Origin of the sequence: Lacibacter sp. H375 (assembly GCF_037892425.1) — a bacterium.
Lineage (GTDB): Bacteria > Bacteroidota > Bacteroidia > Chitinophagales > Chitinophagaceae > Lacibacter.
Genome location: NZ_JBBKTT010000001.1, coordinates 3,306,090 through 3,327,972 on the forward strand (window position 1 = coordinate 3,306,090; position 21,883 = coordinate 3,327,972).

Sequence of the window (21,883 nt, forward strand, 5' to 3'; positions counted from 1 at the left end):
AATCTGTTTAACTACTTTCGCCTTCGAATATATGCGAAATTGTAAAGCCTTCCTTATTCTGTGTGCTGCATTTTTTATACTTCACACAGAAATATCATTAGCCCAGACCACTGCTCCAACTGCTGCAGTTGATACAAGCGCTACGCCTAAAGTCGGGCAAAGCTATGCAATGATATTAGGCATCTCAACTTACCAACATATTCGTCCTTTGTCATATGCCGACAGCGATGCAGGATTATTCCGTGATTATTTGAAATCAGCAGGTGCAGGAAGTATTCCTGACGACAGAATGCTTTTTCTTGTGAATGAACAGGCAACTTCTGCTAATTTCTGGGTGAAGGGAATGGCCTGGTTGCGGCAGAAAAATTTGAAACAAGGCGATCGCTTATATATTTATCTCGCAGGTCACGGCGATGCAATTAACCAGGATGAATATTTCTTTCTTACGTATGACTGTAACCCTGCGGGTGATAAAAATAATTACATTGTAACCGGCAGTATACAGTTATATAATTTAAAAAGCCGTATTGCAGAATTAAGCCGCAAGCAGGTAGAGATATACCTGATCATGGATGCCTGTCGCACTAATGAATTGCCGGGCGGTCAGGATGGGCAACAAATATTGAACTCTGCCATTTCAGAACGTAAAGCAGGTGAAGTGATCATGCTTGCAACAGGTGCCGGGCAAGAGTCGATGGAAGATGCTACTATCGGTACCGGACATGGGCTTTTTACCTATTACCTCGTTGATGGATTGAGTGGTTTGGCAGATGGCTACGAAGGAAAAGATGGCATTATTACATTGGTGGAGCTTCGTTCATATGTTTTATCGAAGGTGCCTGTGGTTGCAGAAAAGAAATATAAACGCAAACAGGAACCATTTATTTGTTGCGATGATAACGGTCGGAAATATGTTGCCAATGTTGACAGTGCATATTTATTGCAATGGGAGAAAGGTAAAAATCTCAACGGCATGACAGATGGTGAGGGAATTAATGACATGGTTGTTAATGCCAGGGGGAGAGGAGCAACACTTGCTGATACAAATATTATTCGAATCTATAGCCAGTTTAGCCAATCGATCAAGAACAACAAACTCACCGGCGACAGTTCTGCTAATTTTTACTTTGATCAGTTACAGAAATTTTTTCCAGATGATGTGCTGACGATTGATGCAAAACAAACACTTGCCGCCGAGTTTATCAATTTTGCGCAACGAAAGATCAATTTGTATTTAAGTGGAAAAGATGCAGCTGGCATACAGCAAATAAGAACGCAGCTTGATGATAATGACCGGAGCGAAGAAATTCAATCGGGTATTGAACGGCTTGAATATATTGCCGGGCTCGATTTTGAAAAAGTGGCAATGATGATGAAAAAGGCGATCGATCTTGTTGAGCCTACTGAGCAATCGTTAATCACATCATTGAAAGGGAAATTATATTTCTTCCAGGCAAGAAGTTATTTTGATGGAAAGAATAATGTTACCAACATGCAGGCTGCAAGAGATCTTATCTACCAGGCCTATGCGTTGGACAGTAATGCTGCCTACGTGCTTCACACAATTGCATCTTTACAATTACAGTTAAAGAAACCCGATAGTGCGGTGTACTACAGTTTAAAAGCCATCAGCAAAGCACCGAAATGGCGCTATCCTTATACAACAGCAGCATTTGCATATACGCAGATGAAGCGTTTTGATCTTGCCCGTACGTTTTATGAAAAGGCTATTTCAGTTGATCCTAAAAATGCAGATGCTTATGTTGATCTTGGTTACTTCGAATTTCAACAACGCAGGGTAGAGAAAGCAGAAAACTGGTATCGTAAAGGATTGCAGCTCGATCCTTCAAATGTATCGGCGCTCAATAACCTTGGTTGGCTAATGAAAGACAAAGGCAAGTACAAAGAGGCCATTGAATTTTTTAACCAGACTGTAAGAAAGGATTCCTCTTTTGTATATGCATATAACGGATTAGCAAGAGTGTATGGTGCTATGAAGCGTTACGACTCTGCACGTATCTTTTACCTGCGTAGTGTAAATTATTATCCCGACAAGGCTTATGTTTACGAATTGCTCGGTAACTTCTTTAAAGAGATCAACCTTGCTGATTCTGCCTTACATTATTATCACAGCTCCATAAAACTCGATTCAAACTATACACAACCATACCTTGATCTTGCTCGTTTGCATGAACAAGGACGACGTCCTGATTCTGCTGCTTTTTATCTGCAGAAGATCATCCGCATGAATCCTAAATCAAAAAATGCGTACATCAGTCTTGCAACCTTCTACCAGAATTCAAGAATGTACGATTCTGCCAATGTATATTTTAATAAAGCCATTGATGTGGATGCAGGCGATGCCGGTACTTATAATTCAATTGGTGTTTACTACTACAGGAAAAATCAAACAGATTCTGCAAGGAAATATTTCCTCACTGCCATTAAATTCGATACACTCAATTCATCACTGTACAGCAACCTGGCAGCAGTGTATGACCGTACACGTCAATACGATTCAGCTTTTCTTTGTTTAAACAGGGCGCTTGCATTAAGTCCCGGAAATGCGCAGATCTATAACAGCATTGCTTTGTTGCATAAGAAACAAAACCAACCGGAACTTGCTCTGGAAAACTACCGGCAGGCTTATCAATTCAATAATGAAAACATTTCAGTGTTGATCGATATGGCTGATTTGTTCCGTGATATGAGCGAACCCGATTCTTCCATCAGGTATTTGCAGGAAGCTATCAGGTTGCGGCCTGAGATTGCCGACCTGTACAATAGTGTGGGTGTGGTTTATCTCCGTTACAAACAATACGATTCGGCGAAAGTATATTTATTGCGTGCGGTTGAGTTAGACAAGTCATTATTCAGAGCGTATAACAATCTCGGCAACCTGTTTTATGTGCAGCAACGGTTCGACGAAGCATTGCCTTATTATGAATTGGCATTAAAGCTCGATTCTGTGTATGAGAATCCGCTGTTGTTCATTGGTCTGATACAAGTTAATACAGGCAAATACGATAAGGCCGTTCCTTATCTTGAACGTTTGGTGAAAGCAAATTCAAAAAGTGGCTCGGGCTATTATTACCTCGCTGTTTCTTACGCTGCATTAAAGAACGATGCAAAAGCTATTTCAACACTTGAAAATGCTTTGAAGCTGAAATACGGCGAAGGTGGAGAGGTGTGGAGCCAGAAAGAGTTTGCTGCGATCCGCAATACAGCCCCATTTAAAGCACTAATGGGAAAATATTTCCCCGGCGAAAAATTCTGATCGATTTAGGTAGTCTCTTCATCACAGTTTTATGCTAACGGTTATGCAAAACAATGCCCGTTATCTGAATAGTTGTAAATTTCAGCACAACTAAAATTGCTATGAGATTAATTACAACTGCAATTGCATTCCTTTGCATGTTTTCTGTTGTTTCAGCACAGGTAACGAAAGCTCCCGTTAAAAGCGAAGGCGAATCTTACTCTCAATTAATTCTTCGGGGTGTTACAATGATCAATGGTACAGGCGCACCTCCAATGGGACCTGTTGATATTGTGATCGAGAAAAACAAAATTGTACAGATCGCTAATGTTGGTTATCCCGGTGTTGTAATTAATAACGATCGTCGTCCTAAGTTAAAAGAAGGCGGCAAAGAAATGAACCTTGAAGGGCATTATGTATTGCCCGGTTTTATTGATATGCATGGCCATATTGGCGGCACCGGGCAAGGTGCGAATGCTGAATATGTGTTTAAGCTTTGGATGGCGCATGGCATCACCACAATTCGAGACCCTTCCTGCGGTAACGGTCTCGATTGGGTGCTGGAAGAAAAAAAGTTAAGCGCTGCTAATAAAATTACAGCACCACGCATTTTTGCTTACACTGCATTCGGACAGGGAAGCAAACAAACCATCTCCACACCAGAACAAGCTATTGCATGGGTTCGGGAAAATGCGCAGAAAGGAGCAGATGGCATTAAATTTTTTGGTGCAGCTCCCGATATTATGGATGCTGCTATCCGTGAAAATAAAAAACTGGGATTACGGAGTTGTTGTCATCATGCACAAATGGATGTGGCCCGTTGGAATGTGGTGAACTCTGCGAAAGCAGGTATGACCTCAATGGAGCATTGGTATGGTTTGCCCGAAGCATTGTTTACACAACAAACCATTCAACAATATCCACTCTCCTATAATTACAGCAACGAACAACATCGCTTTGAAGAAGCAGGTAAATTATGGAAACAGGCGGCAGCGCCATACAGTGATCATTGGAATAAAGTGATGAATGAATTGCTTGCACTTGATTTTACACTTGATCCCACTTTTAATATTTATGAGGCCAACCGTGATCTGCAACGTGCAAGACGAGCGGAGTGGCACGAAGATTATACCTTGCCATCACTCTGGAAATTTTATGAACCAAGTCGTGTCTCGCATGGCAGTTACTGGCACAGCTGGGGAACAGAGCAGGAAGTGCAATGGAAAGAAAATTACCGCCTGTGGATGACATTCATCAACGAATATAAAAACCGTGGCGGCCGTGTAACAACCGGCAGCGATAATGGCTTCATTTATCAAACCTATGGCTTTGGTTATATCCGTGAACTGGAGTTAATGCGTGAAGCAGGCTTTCATCCGTTAGAAGTCATTCGCTCTGCAACATTATATGGTGCACAGGCATTGGGTATGGAAAAAGAGATCGGCAGTATTGAAACAGGTAAGCTGGCTGATCTTGTTGTGATAGATGTAAATCCTTTAGAAAATCTTCAGTTGCTGTACGGAACCGGGGCTATTCAATTAAATACAGAAAATAAAGTGATTCGTGCAGGGGGGGTAAAATTTACCATCAAAGATGGTATTGTGTATGATGCAAAGAAGCTGTTGGCTGATGTAAAACAAATGGTGCTTGATGAAAAGAAAAAAACAGGCTGGCAATTAAAGCAGCCCGGAATGGAATAGTTTGCCTGAATTTGAAGGCAGTTGCGGGATGCCTATATATACCCGTAGACCAAATAAGTAATTAATACTTAATGATATAAGAGCCGCTTTTTGTGGCTCTTTTTTTATAAAATGATGTTGCTGGCACAATCTTTGGCAAAGGAGGGTAGAACAAATTTTTTTTTATGAGAAAGACAACTAAGGCCGTTTATTACCTACTATCACTGAGTATAGTATTGGCCGCATGTAAGGGAATGACAAAAACGCAAAAAGGCGCCATTATTGGTACAACAGGCGGAGCGGCAGTAGGCGCCGTTATTGGCCGGGCATCAGGTAACACAGCATTGGGAACCATTATTGGTGCCGCAGTAGGTGGCACGGCCGGTGTATTGATTGGCAAGAAAATGGACAAGCAGGCAGAAGAGATTAAAAAAGATGTGCCGAATGCAAAAGTAGAGCGTGTAGGCGAGGGCATTGAAATTGAATTTGAAAGTAAGGTATTGTTTGATTACGATCAGGCTGGCTTAAAATCAAGTGCAAAAACAAGTTTGAATGAATTTGTAACCATTCTCAAAAAATATCCTGATACAAACATCGAAATTCAAGGCCATACAGATAATAAAGGTTCAGATGCTTATAACGATGGGTTATCTCAACGCAGGGCTAATTCTGTAATGATGTACCTGATCGATAAGGGCATTCCTAATTCCCGTATGAATCCAAAAGCAATGGGTGAAAATTATCCCAAGTACAGCAATGATACAGAAGAAGGAAGAGCGCAAAACAGGAGAGTAGAGTTCCTGATCACAGCAAATGAAAAAATGAAAGCTGACGCTAAGAAAGAAGCAGGAAGCGGACAGTAATTAAAATCGAAATAACCCATTTATAAAAACTAAACTCATCATTATTATGAAAAAGATCTTTTTTTCGACAGCCCTGATTTTATCAGGGGCATATTTTACCGCAACGGCACAATCAACCAGTTCATCTTCGGGTATCAGTTTTGGTATCCGTGCAGGTGTGAATCTGCAGAACATTAATGGGAAGATGGCCAACGGTGACAAACTTGAAAACAAGCTTGTTCCACGTTTCCAGGGTGGACTTACAGTGGATATTCCATTAGCAGACCAGTTTTACGTTCAGCCTGCTGTTTTGTATTCCGGTAAAGGAGCTAAACTGAACGATACTGAGATTCAAACTTCATTACATTATATCGATGTTCCCGTAACATTTCTATTTAAGCCAATGTTAGGCACAGGTCATATGTTACTAGGTGTAGGTCCCTATGTAGGTTTTGCTATTGCGGGTAATGTTAGCGATGATAACGACAATGAACAAAAAATAGAATTTGAGAACGAGATTACTCCAGCGCAATATGCTTCCGGGCCTTATGCCCGTCGTTTAGATGCGGGTGCTAATTTGCTGGTAGGTTATGAAATGAGCAGCAAGTTCAGTATACAGTTAAATGCGCAGTTGGGTTTGGCAAAGATCAATCCTGAAATAACAGGCGTGAGCGATAAAACGGCATCACGTAATACAGGTTTTGGTTTGTCAGTTGGTTACAAATTCTGATAACGGGTTCATCCGTTCCTTATAATGAATCCCCCATGTATTGGGGGATTTTTATTTTTCTCCATAGAAACAGATAAAGATTTCAAATTTCAAACCAACCGTCTTATATTTGCAGCCCGTTAAACGGAATGGCTGCGTAGCTCAACTGAATAGAGCATCTGACTACGGATCAGAAGGTTTCAGGTTTGAATCCTGACGCGGTCACAAACAATGTAAAAGGGTTTCATTTATGAAACCCTTTTTTTGTTGCGCTACTTTTCACGGGTTTGTTGCTGCTGGTGACAATACATTTTTTTCGCTGCTTTCAATGCCTGATAATTATGAGTTGATAACAATCATCACCGTAACGCTACTATTTACACGAAATATCCAGGAAGATGACTCTTTTGGTGCTCCTTGCCTTACCGCTGCCATGGAGGCCACCGATGTAAAGCAATGGGTGTAAAAGGAAAAGCCAACCGGTTAAATGAGTACAGGTGCAGACAGGCATGCGGTGTGCATTCCGGAGTGGTGGTGTGGGGGTTGAAAGCGGTCGGATTTATACGTGGTGAGCGCTTTTAATAGGGAGTATCATGGGAGTTGAGTGGGAGTTGAGTGGGAGTATCCTGCCCTTATAAGCGAAGGATGAGCGAAGGATGAGGCGGTAGGCAATGAGCAATAGGCAAAGGGATTGGGAATTAGGGATTAGGTCTGCTGTACCGAACCTGGGAGTTAGGATTTATAAATCCCGGGTCCACTGCGTAAGCCCCCGGGCGTACAAATTTGTTCTACTATTTTAATGCTCCTTCATACACATTAGCTATACCTATCGTTTCTCCATGGATAAGCTGTATTTGAATAGCCTCTTTGTTCCCAGAAACCCAATTTGTTCTCTTTAAGAAACTCTATTCTGTTGATCCATTTAGCTCCTTTCCATGCATATAGCTGTGGAGTAATCATGCGTGCCGGACCGCCATGTTCTTTTGGTAATGGATTTCCATCTACAGTATGAGCAATCAATACATCGGGTTTCAATGCTTCTTCCAACGAAACATTGACACTGTAGTCGTCATAACTATAGCACATGATATGGGTTGCTGTTTCTTTGGGTTGTGCAACGGCTGCGAGGTCAATAAATCTTACGCCATTCCAAATCATATTGAGTTTTGACCAGGTGGTAACACAATGGAAATCGGAAGTGTCCTGCGATTGTGGTAAGGCAAGAAATTCTTCCCATGTGAGGTTTAAGGGATTCTCAACTTCTCCATCCACAATAAGTCTCCAGTCATTTAATGAAATAGCAGGTTGGTGGCCAAGATCCAACACCGGCCATTTATGCGTAATCGTTTGTCCTATTGGTAAAACAGGCATCCCATGTCGGTTAATACTGCCTGTGCCCAAAGGTTTGTCATCAGCAACTGAAGGGGTTGATTGAATTTTTGTTTCAAACCTTGCTTTCAGTTTCATCCTGGCTTCAACAATCCGGTTTAGTTTTTCAGATTCGTGCATTGTGCGTATTTATTTTATAAAAATAACGAATAACTCTCTCCATCATTGCCACTGTATATTCCGGTTACGGGAAAGTTCTTTTACATGTTAGTGATGTTAACTGGTTTTATGTTGGATGTAACCGATTCTTTATTCTTCGATATCTTTTTTTACAGTTGCCCGCTTTAATTTTTTATCGATGGCGATGGATGATAACGTTTCGAATAATTGTTGCACAGTTTCCGGTGGCGTCATTGATTTAAAATGTCTGCGTTGTCCATTGTAGTAAACGATCAGTGTTTTAATGGAAAAGATGCCAACACCGGTTGAAATGATTGGAGTAGCTAATTCATTTGGAGAGAGTGGTACCCCGGCACAGCTGATGGGAAAATTTGGATTAAATGCGGAGAGCATTGTTGTAAAGGTGAAAAAGGTTATGACCAGAAAATAAAAATGGTTCTGCTTGTCAAACAGAGGTCGTTTCCGCCCAACTTAAAAAAGCATTTCAATTTGAATTGCCTTTTCTTTTATTCGTGCCCAGGACTAGCCAAAGTTCGAACTTGCTCATCAACGATCTAAAGCAATTGCTGGAGTTCCATAAAACATAACTATTACGCATGCTAATGATTTGCTTTCTTCCCAGCTTTAAATTCACAACTAAAAGGACCAAACTTCGATTCAACTTCTCTAAAAAATGCGAGTTATGCAAATCCTACATTAAAATCAAAATGCGAAATCCAAAGTTCCTTGCTGACCCAAAAAGCAAGCTCCTTCGGATTGCATGATTATAGTATTCAGAAATAGAGCCAGTTAAACACTTCTCCATCATTAAGATATGTCTATCCTGTATGTTTCCCCCTTAACCAGCTCATATTCGGTCACAATAAAAAAAATAAAAATTATTAGAAAAAAGTTTGCGGGAGTAGAAAACTTTGTACATTAGCATTCAACAAAGTTGAATTAAAGTAAACAAAGGGTCGAAAAAGTAAACAAAGTTTCATGTTGGATATATTACTTGAAGAGAAAATAAGTAACCTCAATATCGGAGATAGAATTAAGGTGCTTCGCATGAATCAGAACAGAACGATGCAGGAAATTGCAGAGGCAAGCGAATTGTCGAAGAGTATGATTTCCAAAATAGAGAATAACAAAACCGTTCCATCTGTTGCGGCACTGGTTAAAATTGCAAAGGCATTAGGCACGAGCATTTCAAGTCTTCTTGAACATGAAGGATTTTTGAATGCCATTGTGACAACACGTCAGAAAGCCCTAGACAACTTAACCGCAACGGATAAAGGTTATTCAATTTACCCCTATGCTTCAGAGTACCACGAAAAAAAAATGCAACCGTTTTTATTTGTTGCAAAAAAGAACGAAGTGGTGCCGCATGAATTATCGCACGAGGGCGAAGAATTTATTTATGTAATTAAAGGCGAAATGAAGATGCAGGTAGGCGAAGTGGAACACCTGCTGAATGAAGGAGATTGCTTGTATTTTAATTCCGTACAAAAGCATGGTATTAGCCCTGTTTCAGACGAAGTAGTGTATTTAGACATTTTCGTGTAAGTCTCTATTCATGTTTTGGAGTTATTTTTTTAAACCATTTTTTGGTAACGGTATTTTATTGCCTGAACTATTTGATGATATTATTTTCTATATAACGATTGCTTAATTATTGCTTATGATCTAATACGCAGTTTTCACTTTTCATTTATTGGCCTAAAAAACGAATTGAAATATTCTTAGGGCCCCTTATTGTCTAAAATTTAAAAACTAAACAAAGATTGCTATATGTATCAGCCATCAACCAAACCAAAACCAAGCATGTTCTGCACACATGCTGACGTAATGAAACTAACTGGCATTCATTTGGGTTTACTTAGTGAAACAGTATTCATTAAAGGTTCCGCTTATAAAAAGACCGGAACGACACGAAAAAAATCCTTACTGCCAAGTATTTTATTTGGCATTCCTTTTTTACGAAGATTGAATTTTAAAAGCAGGGCAATAAGGTTACTGTCAGTCTTTTCATTTTGCGTTCTTTTTATATACACAGCTAATGGGCAATCAATTACAGTAACCGGCAAAGTTGCCAGCAGCGATAGCATTCTGGCTGGTGTAACTGTTAATATAAAAAATACGAATGAAACTACAACTACAAACAGCCAGGGGGTTTATACAATTAAAGCCACTCCCAATGCAACACTCATTTTTTCTTATGTAGGCTTTCTCAGTCAGGAGATAAAAATTGGCAATCAAACAACTGTTAATGTTACAATGACTGCAAAGAGCAGTAATTTAAATGACATTGTTATTGTTGGTTACAGTACACAGAGAAAAGGAAGTGTTACAGGTGCAGTAAGTTCAATTAGTTCAGCTGATTTAATGCGAACGCCACAATCTACAACCTCCGGTGCATTGGTTGGTAAAGTGCAGGGTATTACTGCACGTCAAACTACGGGAAGGCCCGGTGCCGGTACTGCAATTCAAATCAGAAATCTGGGCGAGCCTCTCTATGTTATTGATGGTGTTCCTCAAAGCGAAGGACAGTTTAATAATATAAGTGCCGAGGATATAGAAAATATTTCAGTTCTTAAAGATGCATCTGCTACAATCTATGGGTTTCGTGCATCAAATGGTGTTGTTCTTGTTACAACAAAGAAAGGTCGTTCCGCAGCTAAAAATACACTCAGCATTAATACTTATTATTCAATGCAGAACGTAACAAGATATCCCAACGCATCTGATGCATACACTTATGTACGTGCTCTAGCAGAAGCGGAACAAAATGAAGGAAGGACTGTAACCACAACACCTGATATTTTAGAAAAGTGGCGACAAGGCAAAGAGAAGGGATTTATCGGAACTAATTACCGTGATTTTATTATCCAAAAAAATGCGCCTCAGAAATACCTCAATATTAATACAAGTGGTGGTAATGATAAATTGAATTACTATTTATCGCTTGGAGGCTTGCAACAGGATGGCATTCTGAAGCAATACAATTTTAAACGTTGGAATTTCCAAAGCAATATAGAAGGCACTGTTAAAAAGGGTGTTAAGCTCGGAGCAAGGTTAAGCGGACGCACAGAAGGTCGATCTGAACCTGCTTCCACCACAGGTGCCAGCACATATGATAATCCGTTCTTAGCAATATTAACCATGTGGCCAACAGAGCGTATGTATGCGAATGATAATCCATTATACATAAACGCTGATGTAAGAAATCCCAGCCGCAATCCCTTGATTTATGACAGGAATGTCATTGGTACACAGGAGAACCTATGGCATAATATTGCAAGTATATTTTATGCAAACTTTGATTTGCCTTTTGGATTAACTGCCAAGGCAACCTACTCTTATAATTTTAAGCAGAATAGTAATGAATTACTTAGAAGGTCGATCAATTTTTATTCTTATAAATCAGCTACTGATACATACACTCCGGTTCCATTGAATCTTGCTCTTCGTAACAAAAGCAGACGTGAGATAAGAGAAAATTTCGCCCAATTACAACTTAGTTATAACAAAACGTTTGGACGAAATAGTATTTCTGCAACAGGTGCATACGAATATTCAAAAGTGGTTGATGAGTCAATAAGTATAAATGCTGTTCCACCGACAAATTATAGTCCGCAGATAAGATTATTAGATGTGAACGGTTTAACCGATGGATATGCAATTGCAAAAAGGGGCTCCTTTATCGGAAGGGCTAACTATGACTTTAAGCGTACATATCTTTTGGAATTACTTGGACGTTATGATGGATCTCATATTTATGCTTCAGGAAAAAGATGGGGCTTTTTCCCAGGTGTATCAGCAGGATGGGTATTGTCAAACGAAGATTTTTTTAGTGGACTAGGATTGGATAAAACAATCAGTAATTTAAAGTTCAGAGCTTCATGGGGTAAAACAGGCCAGGAGAGAGGCGTTAACGCATTCGATTATTTACCAGGCGGCGATTTTGGTAGTGGCAGCTATGTTTTCGACGGTGGTTTGGTTACAGGTATTGATGTGCGTGGAGTACCTATTACAAACATCACATGGGTAACCAGTACAATAAAAAACATTGGTCTTGATTTGGGTTTTTTCAATAATGATCTTACCGCAGAATTTGATCTTTTCTCAAGAGAGCTAACAGGAATACCGGCAGGACGTTATGATGTATTGCTTCCCAGCGAAGCCGGTTACGCTTTGCCTAACCAAAACCTTAACTCTGAAAGAACACAAGGAGTTGAAGGAATAATAAGGTATAGCAATAAGGTTAAACAGGTTGGTTATACGGTAAGTATTAACGGAACGCTGGCCCGGAGAAAAATCTGGGAAATCTATAAACCAAGATTTGGTAATTCATGGGACGAATACAGAAACAGAATTGATCATCGTTGGGCAGATATTCATTGGGGATACCAGGTTGTTGGACAATTTTCCTCAATGGAACAAATCAAAAACCATCCGGTAAATAATGATGGACAAGGAAACAGAACGCTTTTGCCTGGCGACTTGATTTTTAAAGATGTAAATGGCGATGGCATCATCAGCAACCTCGATGAGCGACCTATTGGGTATGCAGGATTAGACGGCTCAACATTTGGCGGCAATAATCCCTACCTCAGTTTTGGAGCAAGTGCCGGAATCAATTACAAAGGTTTCAGCATTACCACCGATTGGGCTGGTGCAACCATGCAATCCTATTACCGCATTTTCGAATTAGCAATTCCTTTTCAGGCAGGTCATAACGCTCCTGAGTACATTTTTAATGATCGCTGGCATCGTGCCGATCTGTTCGATCCTAATAGTGCATGGATTCCGGGAAGATATCCGGCAATACGACGTACAGGATCCGGTAATCATGTCAACTATACAAGACGAAGCGATTTCTGGGTACAGAATATTACTTACCTACGCCTTCGTAACCTGGAATTAATGTACACACTGCCTAAAGATTTTATCGGCAAATATGGCTTAACAGGTGTGAGAGTTTACGTAACCGGAACCAATCTTTTGAGTTTCGATAATATGAAACATATTCAGATCGATCCTGAAATCTCACAAAGTAATGGCCTGGTTTATCCGGTAATGAAATTATACACGTTCGGCATTAACATAACTCTTTAAAGACAGTTGCAATGAAAAGTTTACATAAAATCTCGATAATCATTTTCTTACTTACCGCTTTCATTTCGTGTAATAAAGACAAGTTGCTTGACACAGAATCGCAAACAATTTTTACGGATGAGCAGATATGGAAAGATCCCAAACTCATCAATGCTGTGTTGGCGAATTTATATGACAGGATGCCTAAATATGCAAACCTCCCTGTTGATTTTTATCCCAACTTCACAACGTTTGATGAAGCCATATGGTCAGGCCTTAACAACAATGATCTTGAAGTAAGAAACAATCTTATCAATTATGGTTTCGATCGTTGGCGTATTTGGGATTATGGCTATATACGTGATATTAATGTGGCCATAGAGAATATAGAAAAATCAGCTTCAGTTGAAGTAACAGAAACACTAAAAAAGCAATATATTTCAGAGTTGCGCTTCCTGAGATGTTACGATTATTTTGAAATGGTAAAACGGATGGGTGGTGTTCCGATTGTTACAAAACAATTATTGTTTGAAGCAGGAAAAGATGTTACAGCTTTGCAACTTCCCCGGAATAAAGAGGCAGAGGTGTATGAGTTTATTGCCAATGAAGTGGATTCAATTAAAAACAGTTTAGGCAATGCAGGAAGTAAAAGAAGAGCAAATAAGTTTACTGCATTAGCGCTGAAAAGCAGGGCCATGCTTTATGCGGCTTCTCTCGCAAAGTACAATAACAGTACCGGGTTTACCAATAGTTCACTGCCCAATGGAGAAGTAGGTATCCCCGCTGCAAAGGCGGCAGAGTATTATCAAAAGTCTTTAGATGCTTCTCTGGAGATCATTAACAGTGGCGGGTATTCGTTGTACCGTGTTAATCCAAATCTTGGAGAAAACTTCTATGATGCACTGGTAAATAAAAATGCCAACACGGAAGTGATCATGGCAACTGATTTTATCAAGTCGCAGGGACGCAGGCATACTTTCACATTTAATAACATTGCACGTTCATTATTTGAAGAAGGAGGTCAGGGATCTTCCAGTATTTCACCTTCTTTAAACCTTGTTGAAAGCTATGAATATCTTGATGGAACCGATGGTGTTTTAAAAGGTATCGGCACCGGCAGCAATACCGCTGCAGGACAGACTAACTGGATCTTCTATTCGAATCCACAGGATGTGTTTGCAAATAAAGATGCACGTCTTTATGGTACCATTATGTACCCCGGATCATCTTTTGCAGGTAAGCCTTTAAAAATGCAGGCTGGTGTGTATGTGTGGAACGCAACAACCAACAAATACGACAGAGTGGAAGGTGCATTAAACAGCACGCACACTGATGGCAAATTATTAACGGGTTTGGATGGGCCTCACAGAACTACCACTTTTGTTTCCAACACAGGATTTTATTTGCGTAAGTACATCGATGCAACACCGGGCGCCAGTACGTTAGCTTCACAAAGTGATACATGGTGGGTTGTTTTTCGCCTTGGTGAAATTTATTTAAATGCAGCGGAAGCAGCGTTTGAATTAGGACATTCTGCTGATGCACTTAACTATATAAATAAAGTCAGGGAAAGGGCAGGGTTCCCTGCAAATAGTCTTTCTGCATTAACTATTCAAAAAATCCAAAACGAAAGAAGAGTTGAATTGGCCTTTGAAGATCATCGTCTTTGGGATGTTATCAGATGGCGAATTGCAGATAAAATTTGGGACGGAACAACCAGCAATACGGCCTCTAACATTTATGCGCTTTATGTTTATAGGATAGTACGACCAGGGCATCCCAACGATGGTAAATATGTTTTTGATAAAATTATTGCTCCTCGTTTTAGGGCTCCACGTTTTTTCCGCACTGGAAATTACTATTCTTCTATAGCACAGGATGTGTTAAATAACAATCCAAAGCTCATTCCTAATCCATTTCATTAAAATCAAGAAAAATGAAACAGAATATATCTATACTTTCTTGTCTGTTCCTGCTGTTTTCCGCTTGCAAAAAAGATAACTTGAAAGAGCCTGGTGCGAAACTTACCGGGCGAATAATTTATCAAGGGCAACCAGTTGGTGTGCGTTCTTCAGGTGTTCAATTTGAAATATGGCAATCCGGATATCAATTATTCAGTAAAATACCTTTAAACATTGCGCAGGATGGAACTTTTTCTGCAGCTCTTTTTAATGGTGATTACAAGATCGTTCGTTCTGTTGGTGCCGGACCATGGGCAGATAATACAGATACAATCAATGTTAAGTTGAATGGCACAGCAAGTGTTGATGTGCCTATTGAACCTTTTTTTATTATTAAAAATGCAACGTTTGAAAAGAATGGAACAACAGGAATCAAAGCAACATTTACAGTTGAAAAAAACACAACTACCAAAACGCTTGAATTAGCCAGGATTTATATTGGTCCCAATTTAATTCTGGATCAAAATAATAATTCAGCTAACGCACAACTTACAGCAGCTTCTATTACTATTGGGCAACCTGTTACAATTAATATTAATATACCGGCAAGTATTGCAAATGAAGACTACATTTTTATAAGAGCGGCTGTAAAGACAGCCGGAGTTGCGGAATTACTTTATACACAGTCTCAAAAATTTCAATTAAAGTAAACAAGGGAAAGCAAACTTGTTCATTCGTTTTGTAGTGACAAATCGTTAGACAATAATTTTAAAATTTTTATACAATGGTTCTTGCAATTAGAAAATCAGCAATATGGATATTGATGCTGATTTCAATTTTCACAGCAACAAATGTGGTATCACAAAAGATTAACGGAGCAACTATTAATGTTGATCTTTCAAAAGCGATTGGTCCAATGTATCCGGCATGGGCATGGTTCGGTTACGATGAGCCAAATTACACTTACATGAAAGACGGCAAAAAGTTATTAACTGAAATTGCAGCATTAAGTCCTGTGCCTGTTTATGTGCGTGCGCATAGTTTGTTAGTTACGGGTGATGGTGAGGCGGCGCTGAAATGGGGATCAACAAATGCCTATACAGAAGATGAAAATGGAAATCCGATCTACAACTGGAAAATCATTGACAGTATATTCGATACATACGTTCAACGTGGTATGAAACCACTTGCACAAATTGGGTTTATGCCTCAGGCTCTTTCTACCAACCCAGAGCCTTACAGGCATTACTGGAAACCAGGCGATCCATATTCTGATATTGTAACAGGCTGGGCATACCCGCCAAAAGATTATAAAAAATGGGCAGAATTGGTTTATCAATGGGTAAAGCATTCGGTAGAACGCTATGGTAAAAAAGAAGTGGAAAGTTGGTACTGGGAACTTTGGAATGAACCCAATGGGTTTTATTGGAAGGCCAGCATGCAGGAGTTTCATAAACTTTATGACTACACTGCTGATGCAGTAAAGCGTGCATTGCCTACAGCAAAAATGGGAGGTAACAATGTTGCAGCAACTGCTGTCGAGGATGCACAAAAATGGTTACATGAATTTATCAAACACTGCTTAACTGGTAAAAATTATGTAACCGGCAAAATTGGGTCTCCGTTAGATGCAGTGTTGTTTCATGCAAAAGGATCACCACGGGTTATAGATGGACATGTGAGAATGAACATGGGTAGACAATTGAAAGATATTGAAACAGGATTTAAGATTGTTGCTTCGTATCCGCAACTAAAAAATATACCCATTATCATTGGTGAATCTGATCCAGAGGGATGTGCTGCATGCGGTATGGCTACTAACCCGGAAAATGCATACAGGAACGGCACCATGTATTCCAGTTATACAGCAGCTTCTTTTGCACGCAAATATGCGTTGGCAGATTTATATAAGGTTAATTTTTTAGGAGCAGTTAACTGGTCATTTGAGTTCGAAAATCAACCATGGTTTTATGGCTTCAGAGATCTTGCTACTAACGGTGTAGATAAACCAGTATTAAATGTATTCCGGATGTTTGGGATGATGAAAGGGAACCGTGTTAGCCTTACATCGAATCATGGGTACGACCTACGCACATCTGTTGATTCAAGTTTTCGAAAATCATATACTGATATTAACGGAATGGCTTGTAAGTCTGCAAATCAGGCAACAGTTATGATTTGGAACTATCATGATGATGATGTAAAAAGTGAAGCTGAAAAAGTATCTGTAACAATTAAAGGAGTCCCAACAAAACAGTTGATGCTGTACCACTATCGTATTGATGATAAATACAGCAACTCGTATGAGCTCTGGAAAAAAATGGGTTCTCCAAAAAGTCCATCAACAGAACAAATTGCAGAATTGGAAAAAGCCGGTCAGTTGCATTTATATGGTTCGCCGCAATGGATAAAATCAAACAACGGACAAGTGACTCTCAATTTTGAATTACCACGCCAGGGCGTTTCTTTCCTTAAACTGGAATGGCAATAAAAAGGGAAATTATTTAAGTATTACAAAGAATAACACAATATGAAAATTCAGGCAATCAGAACAAAACTATATCAATGGAAAGGCCCGGTTAAAACAACGGACACCATTTTTGCAACTCCCTTAAGTGCATTGCCCTTTCAAAGCGATGCGCAAGCTCCTTTCCGCTTTTTTAGTTGGTTGGTGGTTGAAGTTGAAACTGACGAAGGACATATCGGCTACGGTAATGCAGGATTGTGTCCCGATGTAACAAAACTTATTATTGATACAAAGCTGTCAGCATTGTTGCTGGGCGAAAATCCACTGAACACTGAATATCTATATGAAAAAATGTACAGGTCAACAGTTGCCTACGGAAGAAAAGGTGCTGCTGTGGCTGCAATAAGTGCCATCGATATTGCACTTTGGGATATCAAAGGACATGTAATGAAGCAGCCGGTGTTTATGCTATTGGGCGGTCGTACAAAAGCAACAATACCTACTTATTACAGCAGATTATACACCCGTAACCTTACGAATCTTGAAGCAGAAGCTGTACATTATAAACAAGAAGGTTTTACGGGAATGAAAATGCGTTGCGGTTATCCAATGACCGATGGTATGCAGGGACTAAAGAAGAATGTTGAAATGGTAAAAGTTGTTCGTGATGCTGTGGGTGATGATGTAGATATTATGCTGGAAGCTTACATGGGTTTCAATTATTCGTATGCTAAGCAGTTATTAAAAGAATTAGAACCGTATAATCTCAGATGGGCCGAAGAGTTACTGCTGCCTGATGAAATTCACAACTTCGCTAAATTAAAACAATCAACATCAATTCCGATATCAGGTGGTGAACACGAATATACACGCTACGGATTTCACGATTTGTTGCAGGCAGGTGCGTTAGATATTTTTCAATTTGATACCAATCGTGTGGGCGGTTTTACTGAAGCGCAAAAGATTTGTAATATGGCATTGGTACACGGAGTAGAAGTAATACCACATGGTGGACAAATGCACAACCTGCATGTTGTAATGAGTTCGTTCGCAGCTCCAATGGCTGAGTACTTTCCACAAACCGAAATTGAAGTTGGAAATGAAATGTTCTGGTACATCTTTGATGGTGAAGCAATAGCTGAGAATGGGCAACTGCAGTTGGATGATAACAAACCGGGAATGGGACTTACACTCAGTGATGAATATCTCGATCAGTTTGATATAATAACCAAAGAATCTTTTCTTAAGGTAAACGTGAATCTTTAAAAGCAGATATATGGAAAAACGAATTCTGGATCTTTTTAAACTTAATGGATACGTAGCCTTGATTGTTGGAGGGAACAGGGGCCTTGGTTTGTCAATGGCCAAAGCACTGGCAGAGGCAGGAGCAGCTATATCAATTGCAGCAAGAGATGAAGCTGCAAACAATAAAGCAGCAATATTGCTTCAGTCGGAATACAATGTGGAAGCAATAAGTATACAATGTGATGTAACAAATGAGCAAAGTGTAAAAGATGCTGTTGCAAAAACTGTTGAAAAATTTGGAAAAATTGATATACTGATAAATTCAGCGGGTATCAATATCAGGGGTTCAATTGAAAATTTGTCGGTAGAAGAGTTTACGAAAGTTCAACAGGTAAATGTAACAGGCGCATGGTTAGCTTGTCGTGAAGTACTTCCTTTCATGAAAAAAAATAAGTATGGCCGTATCATTAATATCGGTTCAATGCTTTCTGTTACGGCTATACCTGAGCGTACACCTTATGCTACCAGTAAAGGTGCAGTGCTGCAACTTACACGTTCATTGGCAATAGAAGTTGCAAACGAAGGTATTACAGTTAATGCGTTGTTGCCGGGCCCATTTGCTACGGATCTTAATCTTCCATTGTTAGAAGATCCGGAAAAATACAAAGCATTTATTGCAAAGGTACCAATGGGCCGTTGGGGAGAGTTGTATGAAATAGGTGGTATTGCTTTATACCTGGCAAGCCCTGCTTCAAGTTTTACTACAGGTAGTTGTATTTCTGTTGATGGGGGATGGGTATCTGTTTAAACTATATTCTAATAATTATTTATGAGAGAAAATATTCGTCTGGTTCAATTAGGTAATTCAGGTTTACAGAGAAAGCTGGCATTAGTACAAGAGCCTTTTTTGATTTTGCTAAATAACTTTAGTACAGCATACGATTTGATACTCGAAGTAATCAAAACAAAAACAGATGTACGATTACTGATTGAAAATACTCTTTCCTCTTTACAACTTGAGTACGATCTGGTTTATGAAGGGAAAACGGATTGGAAAATTTTGCCGTCGTTTGATTGTCCGCAAAATCCTTTTGCCTGCCTTGTTTCAGGAACGGGATTAACACATAAGAACAGTGCGCTTAACAGGCAGATGATGCATGCGGCAAAAGAAGAAACCCTCACCGACAGTATGAAAATGTATCAATGGGGGCTTGAAGCTGGTCAGCCAGATGATGGCCAAATAGGAGTACAGCCCGAATGGTTTTATAAAGGCACGGGGTTGATTCTGAAAGGGCACGGTGAGCCTCTTGTTATACCTGCATATGCCAACGATGGAGGAGAAGAGCCGGAAGTAGCAGGTGTATATGTGGTAAATGAAAACGGCCAGCCTTACCGTGTTGGTTTTACTACGGCTAATGAATTTTCTGATCATGTAATGGAACGAAAAAATTATCTCTACCTGGCACCTTCTAAAATACGTGGCTGTGCAATTGGACCTGAATTGGTTCTTGATATTGATTTCAGCAATTTAGAAGGAAGTGTAAAAGTTATCAGAAATCAAGAGGACTTATGGACGTCACAAATAAATACCGGTGAAAAAAATATGGCGCACTCATTGGCAAATCTTGAATATCATCATTTCAAGTATGAAGATCACCGTCAGCCATTTCAGGTGCACATTCATTTTTTTGGTGCAGATGCTTTCAGCTTTGGGTCCGGTATCAAGTTGCAAGGTGGAGATATCATGGAAGTAGAGTGGAAGGGGTTAGGAAGAGCTTTAAAGAATCCCGTATTAGTGGAAGACAGAACTGAAAAAATGATAGAAATACAGGCAATAAGTAAAAATCATTAAAGAAGTTTTAATCTAATAACAGTACAGTTTACATGAATAATATACACCCATCTTTTTCGGAAAATAAACCATTGCGGCTTCGGTGGGTAATGATAGCGTTTGCTTTTTTTGCAACCGTTCTAAATTATATACATCGCTTGTCATTTAATTATTTGAGTGCCGATGGTGAATTGAGGAAGCTTATTCCTGATGATGCTTTTGGGTATATCGGTACAGCTTTCTTTATAGCTTATATGTTGTCGAATGCTTTTTCCGGATTGTTAATTGACCGGGTTGGTACAAGAATTGGCTATTCAATTTGCATGGCTTTCTGGACAACTGCCGGATTGTTTCATGCATTTGCTGTAACACCACTACAATTTGGTATTTGCAGATTCATGCTGGGTATTGGTGAAGCGGGCAACTGGCCTGCAGCATTAAAACTTACCAGTGAGTGGTTTCCTCCGAATGAACGATCAACTGCTGCAGGTATATTTAACAGTGGTTCTGCGTTAGGTGCTATCATCGTTCCTCCCTTAGTTGCTGTTATGGCAGTAAGCTATGGATGGCAATCAACATTCATTATTCTCGCAGCGTTTGGATATCTCTGGTTAGTAGTTTATTGGTTTGTTTATTACACGCCTGAACATTCAGCAAAGCAAGCAAAAGCAAGAGTTATTCCAGCACTGAAACTTCTGAAAAATAAATATGTTTCAAAGCTGTTACTCGCAAAAATATTTATCGAACCACTATGGTACTTTGTTACCTTTTGGATTGGCCGTTACCTGGTTGATGTTCACAGTTGGGATCTGAAGCAAATTGGATGGTATGCGATGATACCATTCATCATGGCAGATCTTGGTAATATTATTGGAGGCTACTTTACACAATTTATCATCAGAAAAGGTGTTGCAATTCCAAAAGCAAGAAGAATTGCTATAGCAGTTTCAGGGGTATTGATGGCAGCGCCATTGCTGATTGCTCCTTTAATAGTTTCTACGCCTATGTCTGCTCTTATTGTTTTTGGATTATCCGGCTTTGGTTACACATCATATACTGCAAACGCTCTTGCTTTAACAGCGGATGTTGTTCCGAAATCTTCCGCTGCATCTGCATGGGGTCTTTCGTGTATCGGAAATGGAATTGGTGGTGCAATTTTTCAAACACTTTCAGGGCTTACACTTATCACATTTTCAACAAAGTTGGGTTATGCAGGGGCTTATCATATTCTCTTCCTTGGCTTTGGAGTTATGGTGGTAATAGGAGTACTTATTTTACTTTATTTGTCAGGTCCTTTTGCAAGGGATAAAGCTTTGGAAGAATATGCAAATGGAGACCAGCAACTTGTTGTTGCATAACAATTAATGA

The 21,883-nt window shown here is 39.7% G+C and carries 16 protein-coding genes and 1 tRNA gene; 15 read left to right on the forward strand and 2 right to left on the reverse strand.

What is annotated here, in order from left to right:
• Positions 1–31: 31 nt before the first annotated feature.
• The 6 genes from WG954_RS14390 (at position 32) to WG954_RS14415 (ending at position 6,952) form a co-directional block, all read left to right on the forward strand.
• Positions 32–3,277 carry a tetratricopeptide repeat protein gene (locus tag WG954_RS14390; protein ID WP_340437355.1) on the forward strand — a complete coding sequence of 1,082 codons (3,246 nt, stop codon included), beginning with the start codon at positions 32–34 and terminating at the stop codon, positions 3,275–3,277.
• Between the two features lie 101 nt (positions 3,278–3,378).
• Complete coding sequence (locus WG954_RS14395; protein WP_340437356.1) at positions 3,379–4,956, forward strand: amidohydrolase family protein; 1,578 nt, start codon at positions 3,379–3,381, stop codon at positions 4,954–4,956.
• A gap of 164 nt (positions 4,957–5,120) precedes the next feature.
• The gene (locus WG954_RS14400) at positions 5,121–5,798 is read left to right on the forward strand and encodes a YiaD family glycine zipper/OmpA-like lipoprotein (RefSeq protein ID WP_340437358.1); all 678 of its coding nucleotides are present in this window, start codon (positions 5,121–5,123) and stop codon (positions 5,796–5,798) included.
• A gap of 46 nt (positions 5,799–5,844) precedes the next feature.
• Positions 5,845–6,507, forward strand: coding sequence for an outer membrane beta-barrel protein (locus WG954_RS14405; RefSeq protein WP_340437359.1), 663 nt, complete (start codon positions 5,845–5,847; stop codon positions 6,505–6,507).
• 130 nt (positions 6,508–6,637) lie between these two features.
• Positions 6,638–6,711: transfer RNA gene (locus WG954_RS14410), tRNA-Arg, on the forward strand.
• Between the two features lie 25 nt (positions 6,712–6,736).
• A complete protein-coding gene (locus tag WG954_RS14415; RefSeq protein ID WP_340437360.1) occupies positions 6,737–6,952 on the forward strand; it encodes a hypothetical protein in 216 nt (71 codons plus the stop codon).
• Between the two features lie 350 nt (positions 6,953–7,302).
• On the opposite strand, the gene WG954_RS14420 is transcribed toward WG954_RS14415, so the two are convergent.
• Entirely contained in the window at positions 7,303–7,995 is a 693-nt protein-coding gene (locus WG954_RS14420) for a sulfite oxidase-like oxidoreductase (protein WP_340437361.1), read from the reverse strand.
• Between the two features lie 129 nt (positions 7,996–8,124).
• On the reverse strand, positions 8,125–8,388 hold the full coding sequence (locus WG954_RS14425) for a hypothetical protein (RefSeq protein WP_340437362.1): 264 nt from the start codon (positions 8,386–8,388) through the stop codon (positions 8,125–8,127).
• Between the two features lie 585 nt (positions 8,389–8,973).
• Here WG954_RS14425 and WG954_RS14430 point away from each other — a divergent pair.
• The 9 genes from WG954_RS14430 (at position 8,974) to WG954_RS14470 (ending at position 21,873) form a co-directional block, all read left to right on the forward strand.
• Positions 8,974–9,540, forward strand: coding sequence for a helix-turn-helix domain-containing protein (locus WG954_RS14430; RefSeq protein ID WP_340437363.1), 567 nt, complete (start codon positions 8,974–8,976; stop codon positions 9,538–9,540).
• Positions 9,541–9,765: 225 nt separating this feature from the next.
• Positions 9,766–13,092, forward strand: coding sequence for a SusC/RagA family TonB-linked outer membrane protein (locus WG954_RS14435; RefSeq protein WP_340437364.1), 3,327 nt, complete (start codon positions 9,766–9,768; stop codon positions 13,090–13,092).
• A gap of 11 nt (positions 13,093–13,103) precedes the next feature.
• Complete coding sequence (locus WG954_RS14440; RefSeq protein ID WP_340437365.1) at positions 13,104–14,996, forward strand: RagB/SusD family nutrient uptake outer membrane protein; 1,893 nt, start codon at positions 13,104–13,106, stop codon at positions 14,994–14,996.
• Positions 14,997–15,007: 11 nt separating this feature from the next.
• Positions 15,008–15,682 (forward strand): DUF3823 domain-containing protein, encoded by a 675-nt coding sequence (locus WG954_RS14445; RefSeq protein WP_340437366.1) that lies wholly within the window; start codon positions 15,008–15,010, stop codon positions 15,680–15,682.
• A gap of 74 nt (positions 15,683–15,756) precedes the next feature.
• Complete coding sequence (locus tag WG954_RS14450) at positions 15,757–17,463, forward strand: GH39 family glycosyl hydrolase (RefSeq protein ID WP_340437367.1); 1,707 nt, start codon at positions 15,757–15,759, stop codon at positions 17,461–17,463.
• 39 nt (positions 17,464–17,502) lie between these two features.
• A complete protein-coding gene (locus tag WG954_RS14455; protein ID WP_340437368.1) occupies positions 17,503–18,705 on the forward strand; it encodes an enolase C-terminal domain-like protein in 1,203 nt (400 codons plus the stop codon).
• Between the two features lie 10 nt (positions 18,706–18,715).
• Positions 18,716–19,492, forward strand: coding sequence for an SDR family NAD(P)-dependent oxidoreductase (locus WG954_RS14460; protein ID WP_340437369.1), 777 nt, complete (start codon positions 18,716–18,718; stop codon positions 19,490–19,492).
• 21 nt (positions 19,493–19,513) lie between these two features.
• Positions 19,514–20,536 carry an AraD1 family protein gene (araD1, locus tag WG954_RS14465; protein WP_340437370.1) on the forward strand — a complete coding sequence of 341 codons (1,023 nt, stop codon included), beginning with the start codon at positions 19,514–19,516 and terminating at the stop codon, positions 20,534–20,536.
• Between the two features lie 89 nt (positions 20,537–20,625).
• Positions 20,626–21,873, forward strand: coding sequence for an MFS transporter (locus WG954_RS14470; RefSeq protein WP_340438920.1), 1,248 nt, complete (start codon positions 20,626–20,628; stop codon positions 21,871–21,873).
• The last annotated feature ends 10 nt before the right edge of the window (positions 21,874–21,883 follow it).

What these genes read in the sequence shown, in the direction of transcription:
- WG954_RS14390 (WP_340437355.1), top strand. Translation starts at nt 32, where the DNA reads ATGCGAAATTGTAAAGCCTTCCTTATTCTGTGTGCTGCATTTTTTATA.
- WG954_RS14395 (WP_340437356.1), top strand. Translation starts at nt 3,379, where the DNA reads ATGAGATTAATTACAACTGCAATTGCATTCCTTTGCATGTTTTCTGTT.
- WG954_RS14400 (WP_340437358.1), top strand. Translation starts at nt 5,121, where the DNA reads ATGAGAAAGACAACTAAGGCCGTTTATTACCTACTATCACTGAGTATA.
- WG954_RS14405 (WP_340437359.1), top strand. Translation starts at nt 5,845, where the DNA reads ATGAAAAAGATCTTTTTTTCGACAGCCCTGATTTTATCAGGGGCATAT.
- WG954_RS14415 (WP_340437360.1), top strand. Translation starts at nt 6,737, where the DNA reads ATGAAACCCTTTTTTTGTTGCGCTACTTTTCACGGGTTTGTTGCTGCT.
- WG954_RS14420 (WP_340437361.1), bottom strand. Translation starts at nt 7,995, where the DNA reads ATGCACGAATCTGAAAAACTAAACCGGATTGTTGAAGCCAGGATGAAA.
- WG954_RS14425 (WP_340437362.1), bottom strand. Translation starts at nt 8,388, where the DNA reads ATGCTCTCCGCATTTAATCCAAATTTTCCCATCAGCTGTGCCGGGGTA.
- WG954_RS14430 (WP_340437363.1), top strand. Translation starts at nt 8,974, where the DNA reads ATGTTGGATATATTACTTGAAGAGAAAATAAGTAACCTCAATATCGGA.
- WG954_RS14435 (WP_340437364.1), top strand. Translation starts at nt 9,766, where the DNA reads ATGTATCAGCCATCAACCAAACCAAAACCAAGCATGTTCTGCACACAT.
- WG954_RS14440 (WP_340437365.1), top strand. Translation starts at nt 13,104, where the DNA reads ATGAAAAGTTTACATAAAATCTCGATAATCATTTTCTTACTTACCGCT.
- WG954_RS14445 (WP_340437366.1), top strand. Translation starts at nt 15,008, where the DNA reads ATGAAACAGAATATATCTATACTTTCTTGTCTGTTCCTGCTGTTTTCC.
- WG954_RS14450 (WP_340437367.1), top strand. Translation starts at nt 15,757, where the DNA reads ATGGTTCTTGCAATTAGAAAATCAGCAATATGGATATTGATGCTGATT.
- WG954_RS14455 (WP_340437368.1), top strand. Translation starts at nt 17,503, where the DNA reads ATGAAAATTCAGGCAATCAGAACAAAACTATATCAATGGAAAGGCCCG.
- WG954_RS14460 (WP_340437369.1), top strand. Translation starts at nt 18,716, where the DNA reads ATGGAAAAACGAATTCTGGATCTTTTTAAACTTAATGGATACGTAGCC.
- araD1 (WP_340437370.1), top strand. Translation starts at nt 19,514, where the DNA reads ATGAGAGAAAATATTCGTCTGGTTCAATTAGGTAATTCAGGTTTACAG.
- WG954_RS14470 (WP_340438920.1), top strand. Translation starts at nt 20,626, where the DNA reads ATGATAGCGTTTGCTTTTTTTGCAACCGTTCTAAATTATATACATCGC.